The organism is Chamaesiphon sp. VAR_69_metabat_338, assembly GCF_031423935.1.
Classification (GTDB): domain Bacteria; phylum Cyanobacteriota; class Cyanobacteriia; order Cyanobacteriales; family Chamaesiphonaceae; genus Chamaesiphon.
The window spans coordinates 1-6738 of record NZ_JANPGM010000168.1 but is presented as its reverse complement, the minus strand read 5'-3'; the positions used below and the strand labels follow the sequence as shown (position 1 = coordinate 6738).

Genomic DNA, 6738 nt, shown 5'->3' with positions numbered 1-6738 from the left:
TGCGGAAATCTTGCGCACCACTCCCATGCCCGCTTAGGTTATGAATCCTTTTATCTATCGGATCGTGCGAGGTAGTTATAGCGTGCAACGGTGGCTGACCCGCCGCTTTACCCCCAGCGGATTGGGGGTACTGGTCTGCTTCTTGTTTTCGGGTATTATTGGCGCGGATACGAACCAAAGTTTATCCTACCAGGTGTTTTGTTTACTCGGTGCCTTGCTGGGGATTTCGATCGCCGCCAGCCGTTTCCATCGCTATCGCGTGAGTGCAAGGCGAATCCTCCCGCGCTTTGGCACAGTGGGAATGCCGTTGCGGTATCGGATTGTCTTTCAAAATCAGTCCCCACGACAGCTCAGGGGACTGAAGTTCTATGAATCGCTAGTCGAAGCCTTTCCAGCCCTGCGAGAATTTGGCGTTCTCAACTGGCGAACTCCTTGGCAGATCCAACGGCAACAATGGCGACGGATTATGGATCGCCGACACAGAGCGATCTCGCTTAGTCTAGATCTGCCAACCCTCTTGCCCCAGAGCGAAACAGAAGTAATGGGAGAAATCGTACCGTTGCAACGGGGATTACTCCAATTTCGAGGCATCGGCGTTACCTGTCCAGATCCGTTGGGATTATTTAATGCTTGTCTTTCCCTCTCTTTACCGCAGGCAGTCTTAATTTTGCCCAAACGCTATCACTTGCCGCCGATTCAACTTCCAGGTGCGCGTCGCCACCAATCTGGAGCAGTTGCCCTAGCCTCCTCTGTGGGGGATGCCGAAGAATTCCGCGCGCTGCGGGAATATCGATCGGGAGATCCGATCCGCAAAATTCACTGGAAGAGTTGGGCGAAGGTTGGCAAACCGATGATTAAAGAAGAGCAGGAGGAATCTTTTGTCCGTCATGCGTTGATTCTCGATACCTTTGGATCGGCAGCAGAGAGCGAACTCTTAGAAGAAGCGGTATCGATCGCTAGCTCTTTAGCCTGTGAGATCCAGACTCAGGAATCGTTACTGGATATGATGTTCGTCGGATTAGAATCCTATTGCTTCACGGCGGGGCGGGGACTCGGACAAACGGAACGGATGCTAGAACTATTGGCATCGGTTGTGCCCTGTCAGGATAAATCCTTTGCCTCCTTGCTGCCTGTAATTCAATCCCGCTGTAGTCTTTTGAGCGGCTGTATTTGCATCCTCTTGGACTGGGATGAGGAACGCAAAAATTTGGTGCGATACCTTCAGAGTTTAGGCATTCCGACCCTCGTGCTGGTCGTTCGGGGCGAACGTGGTTTGTCGATGGAACTGACTCAGGATGCGATCGATTCATCCCACAGTCAGATTCGGATTCTCAATCTAGGGCAAATTCAGGAAGGGTTGATGCAGTTAGGAATATCTCATACCAAATCTGGTTTGAAAAGCCCTCTAACCTCAGCCCTCACCCCCAACCCCTCTCTCTTGGCGCGTTTCCATGGTCGGGAAACCCGACCGGAACGCACCGCTCCCAAGCTTGGGAGGGGAGCCAGAGCCACAGGCGATGGCGGGGTGAGGGCTACCTGGGTTTTCGATCGCAAAAAAAGGGTTTGTGAAGCTGATTCGGTATTAAAACACAAAGGTGATAGGCGTAGGGTGTGTTACGGCGCAGCCTAACGCACCATTCCTCTCAAATTTAGACGGTGCGTTACCCTTGCGCGATAACACACCCTACTATGTCTCCACACCCGACACCCCATACCCCAACCTGAAATTACGATCGTAAAAAGTATATGAACACCTCAATTTCCAGTTTATGTAGCCTCGCAATTTGCTTTTGGGGATTTCAAACCGGCTTGTGGGTGTTTGCAGCGATCGCTCTTGTGGCATTGGAGGGACGGCGGTTTGTCCGGTGGCAATGGGATTTATCTTTAAACCAACTGAAGGAGCTGTGCAAGCTCTGGGGCATCCTCGTGATTGGCTCAAGTGTATTTCTGCTCATTGCCCATCGAGCGATGTTCATCTATAGTCTGCTGCAATGGCTGCCGTTCCTGTGCTTGCCCCTAGTCATTGGGCAAACCTATGTCGATCGGTTTTCGACGCTATTACCGCTGTTGTTGACCGATCCCACCCGAACGCGACCGAACGCGTTCAAACAACCAACACTTAACATCTACTATCTCTACTTTGCGATTTGCCTGATTGCAGCTAGTGCCTCCAATCGTTATAACCTGGTATTTTATTGTGCGACCCTAGTTTTAGTGGCATGGTTGCTCTGGACGTTGCGCCCACGACATGCTGGTCCAGCGATCTGGGTGTGCTTGCTAGTAATGGCAGGAGCGATCGGGTTTGGCTCACAGCTTCAACTCCATCAACTTCAGGCGAAATTAGAAGAGCAGGTGGCTCCGTTGTTAAGTGGGTTGACTGGAGAATCTATCGATCCTTACCAAGCTCAGACGCGAGTTGGTAGTATTGGCGATTTGAAGCAATCCAATGAAATTATCTTTCGGGTAGCAGGAGATCTCCAACAGTTTCCGTTACTAATGCGAGAGGCAAGCTATAACAAATATGCTTCTGCATCCTGGGTGGCACTGAAGTCAAAGTTTACAGCAGTGCTGCCCCGATCGGATGGCAGCACCTGGCAGTTGGGCGAGAGCCAGACTAGCTCGAACTCAATTACCATTTCATCCCAACTCAATCGCGGGAAAGCAATTTTGAGATTGCCTCACGGTACGACGGCGATCGATTCTCCAAAGGAGAGGCTGCGCCAACGGCTGAATGTTGAGGAGATGATGCAGAACCAATATGGCACGGTTAAGGTGCGGGGGCAGGGAAGTTCCCTAACCTATCAAGCGTACTTCAACCGCGAAAAGTCGATCGATCCTCCACCCACGGACGCAGATTTACAAATTCCAGCATCAGAGCAACCCGCGATCGCTCAGACACTTCAGCATCTAAATGTGCAGGAGCTTGCTGCCGATCGAGTACTCGATCGTTTATCGAACTTCTTTACGCAAAATTTCCGCTATTCACTAAAACTGGCTGGCTCGGGCAACTATTCAACACCTCTTTCCGCCTTTCTGCTCGAACAACGGGCGGGACACTGTGAGTATTTTGCAACGGCAACCACCTTACTGCTGCGGGGTGCAGGTATTCCAGCGCGATATGTTGTGGGTTATTCCGTCCGTGAATGGAGTCCGTTAGAGCAGCAGTTTGTCGTGCGGAGCCGACATGCCCATGCTTGGGTGATGGCATACACTAACGGCAATTGGCAATCTTTCGACACAACACCGCCGGATTGGGCAGCACAGGAAGATGCCACGGCTTCGCCATTCCAGACGATCTCGGATCTGTGGTCGTTCTTGAGTTTTCAAGCCTCACGAGGATTGGCACATATAGTTGCAGAAAAAACGACCATCTTGGTATGGGCGATTCCAGTAGGGGGGGTATTTTTGCTCTGGCGGTTCCGTCGCAGATGGCGGTTCCAGAGAGCTTCGCATATGGCAATGATTCCCGAACGGTCGATCCCGATCGTGAGATCGGGATTAGACTCGGAGTTTTATGAGATCGATCGAGCATTACAAAACTTAGGTCTACATCGCTTATCTGGCGAGTCTTTCCAGCAATGGTTGTTACGCATCGAACCCCACCTCCCAGAGTCCCAGTATTCGACCCTGAAACAGATTCTCGATCTGCACCATTGCTATCGGTTCGACCCCCAGGGTCTGGGGACAATGGAACGCCAACAATTGCAAGAGTTAAGTCGATCGTGTTTAGACTATTTTGCTAGTTATCGCAATACCAAAACAGGTTAGAACAAATTTTAGTACAGCTTTAGGCGGACTTTGCATCATCAGCAACGCTTACCCTGTGGAAACGCTTCGCGAACAATCCTTGTGATGTGTCCTAACCCTTGCTCTTATACTGCTGTCAGCTATTAAATCTGTCAGGCTAGCCAGTAGGGTAGTATCCCAATCAGCGCAATATTCTCACTCCGCAAAAATCAGATTACATACTGTGATGATAAAGATTCAGAAAGCTCTCGATCGCCGAGACGATCGCCTCAGTGTTACTTTGGTCGAATGAAGTACTTGGCTCGTTTAGACGCAAGTAAGATCCCGATCTCAGATCGATTCCAATTTCATAGGTATCATCACCATCTGGATCGTGAAAGACTTTGGAGTGAACAGACTGAATCTCGCTCAGATGATGCTGAAAAACTTTTTCACTAAGCCAACTTTTTCGCTTCAGGATTAGTAGATTGAGCTTTTTGTCAAACGTGCAGGCGATCGATGTCATCGCTCTGAGCGTCAGATAAAAAATCCAGACCGGCACCAGTAGACCAATCACTATTGCATACCATGGCAAACCATGAGCTAGCGTCAGTACCCAAATAAAAAAGCCAACTCCGACCGCAAACAGCACAGCATACTCTCTCTTGCTGCCCGTGCTTGGCTGCTGATCGATCGCTAATAAAGTTGCGGTTTGGCGGATAATTTTCACAATTCAATTATGGGTGTTGCTGCAGCTAGAGTCTGAATACTTTGTACAACTATGGTTCCCTCGATTGCCATAGAAATAACCCAAGTTGCTACTCATTAGAATGCCAACGCCTAAAGTCGTTGGGGCTATATGTAAACTTATCTACCTTAACGATCGACAAATGACACACAGCCTTACAACTATGCGCCCTAATTATCGATAACTGTAAATGAGATTAGTTTTTCTTCAACCAGCTAAACATCGCGCGTAGATCTTTGCCCACTGACTCGATTTGGTGCTCGGCTTCCAATCGACGGACAGCAGTGAAACCCGCATTACCAGATTGTTTTTCGAGAATAAATTCGCGAGCAAATTGTCCCGATTGAATTTCACTTAAGATCTTCTTCATTTCTAGTTTAGTAGCATCGTTGACGATCCGAGGGCCGCGCGTGTAGTCGCCGTACTCAGCAGTATTCGAGATACTGCTCCGCATTTCTGCTAAACCACCGACGACAACGAGATCGACGATCAGTTTGACTTCGTGGAGGCACTCAAAATAGGCCAATTCGGGCTGATAACCAGCTTCTACTAGAGTTTCAAACCCAGCCTTAATTAACGCGCTCAAACCGCCACAGAGGACTGCTTGTTCGCCAAATAGATCGGTTTCGGTTTCTTCGCGGAAGGTGGTTTCCAGAATCCCCGCCCGAGTGCCGCCGATGCCTTTAGCATAAGCCATCGCTCGATCGCGAGCCTGTCCGGAAGCATCTTGATAGACAGCAAATAACGCTGGTACCCCTTGGCCTTTTTGGTACTCATAGCGAACTGTATGTCCCGGGCCTTTGGGCGCAACCATGATGACATCGACATCTGCTGGTGGCACGACTTGTCCGAAGTGAATGTTAAAACCGTGGGCGAAGGCTAGCGTTTTACCCGCGCTCAGATTGGGTTTAATTTCGTTTTCATAGATATCCCGTTGAACTTCATCGGGGAGCAAAATCATAATCAAGTCTGCGGCGGCTGATGCTTCGGCAACTGTCTTGACGACTAAACCTTCTGCTTCGGCTTTGGCAGCCGATTTACTACCTGGGTATAAACCGATAATTACTTTGACGCCACTGTCTTTGAGGTTGAGGGCGTGAGCGTGACCTTGGGAACCATACCCGATAATTGCTACAGTTTTGCCGTTTAATAGGTCTAAATTAGCATCGGCATCATAATACATCTTGGCCACGATCGATCTCTCCTTAACCTGTACTTGTTATATATATTGCTGTTGCGTGGTATCTAGAGAAACTACGCCAACGAGCGGTGCTGCGCTGAAAATTGTGTATTGCCGCAGGCAGAACATTTTACCATGCTGGGTTGACACAGATTGCTTTGAAGAATTGTAAATATTGGCTCAATTTGCGATGAATCACAAGGTTTATACTGGTAGTTCAACTACGTAACATCCCACACTAACTGGTAATAGTACATCGTGCAAAAAATCTGGCAATCTGCAATTACAACTTTTCTAGTGACGATCGCGAGCAGTCTGCCAGCGTGGAGTATCACCGCTGGAAATCTTTCCGCTCCAACTGTCAAACCGATCGCCGATCGCCCGAAAGTCGCTCTTCACAAGACAACCTGCCTCAGATTAACTTATAGTAATGGCTCGATCGTTCATGCTGGTAAACTGTGGCTCAACGATCGTGGCATGGGTCGGATAACTGTCAAATATTTTAATCCCGATTTGGGGAGACAGGAATCTGTAGATCAGACAATCAGATCTGAAAATACCCCACAGGGAATTTTACTCGTTGGTAGCAATCCAATCTATTCGGGCACGCGCCGCAGGATTCCTACCTATTCACCAGATAGTTTTTTACTCAGGATCGATGAAAATGGACGTCGCAGTTTCTTTACTTTCGATCTCAATCGCAATACTTCATCGGTAGAAGTTAGTTCCTGTTAATAGCGATCGACACTTTGGGATAGGCTTTAGGCTTTAGGCTTTAGGCTTTAGAGGAGGTTTGGAAAGTCCAATTGCTACGTTTGCAGTGGGTAGATCCCCCCAAATCCCCCTTCAAAAGGCTACCGTGTATACACAAGTATAGAGAGAAGCGAAAACCCTAGAGATCCCCCTGTCTTGACTGAAACGCACGCTGAGGGAACCTCAGCGCGATTTCAGCCGCTAAATCCCCCTTCAAAAGCGGATGCCTTTTCGGTCGGGTTCCCCGATTCGTGACAAGTTAAGGAGCAAGTGCAGTTGTCAAGCAGGGTTGAGCGGACGGCTCAAAGAAAAATGACCCTTCCCTACTCGC

The 6738-nt window shown here is 49.0% G+C and carries 5 protein-coding genes; 3 read left to right on the top strand and 2 right to left on the bottom strand.

Translation table 11 applies throughout. From position 1 onward, the window contains the following. Positions 1-40 precede the first annotated feature (40 nt). Complete coding sequence (locus RMO84_RS04985; protein WP_310487374.1) at positions 41-1630, top strand: DUF58 domain-containing protein; 1590 nt, start codon at positions 41-43, stop codon at positions 1628-1630. Between the two features lie 116 nt (positions 1631-1746). Further along, positions 1747-3768 (top strand): transglutaminase domain-containing protein, encoded by a 2022-nt coding sequence (locus RMO84_RS04980; RefSeq protein WP_310487373.1) that lies wholly within the window; start codon positions 1747-1749, stop codon positions 3766-3768. Positions 3769-3961: 193 nt separating this feature from the next. On the opposite strand, the gene RMO84_RS04975 is transcribed toward RMO84_RS04980, so the two are convergent. Beyond that, the gene (locus RMO84_RS04975) at positions 3962-4456 is read right to left on the bottom strand and encodes a hypothetical protein (protein ID WP_310487372.1); all 495 of its coding nucleotides are present in this window, start codon (positions 4454-4456) and stop codon (positions 3962-3964) included. Between the two features lie 214 nt (positions 4457-4670). Next, the gene (ilvC, locus tag RMO84_RS04970; protein ID WP_310487371.1) at positions 4671-5666 is read right to left on the bottom strand and encodes a ketol-acid reductoisomerase; all 996 of its coding nucleotides are present in this window, start codon (positions 5664-5666) and stop codon (positions 4671-4673) included. Between the two features lie 246 nt (positions 5667-5912). On the opposite strand from ilvC, the gene RMO84_RS04965 reads away from it, so the two are divergent. Further along, positions 5913-6389 (top strand): hypothetical protein, encoded by a 477-nt coding sequence (locus tag RMO84_RS04965; RefSeq protein WP_310487370.1) that lies wholly within the window; start codon positions 5913-5915, stop codon positions 6387-6389. The last annotated feature ends 349 nt before the right edge of the window (positions 6390-6738 follow it).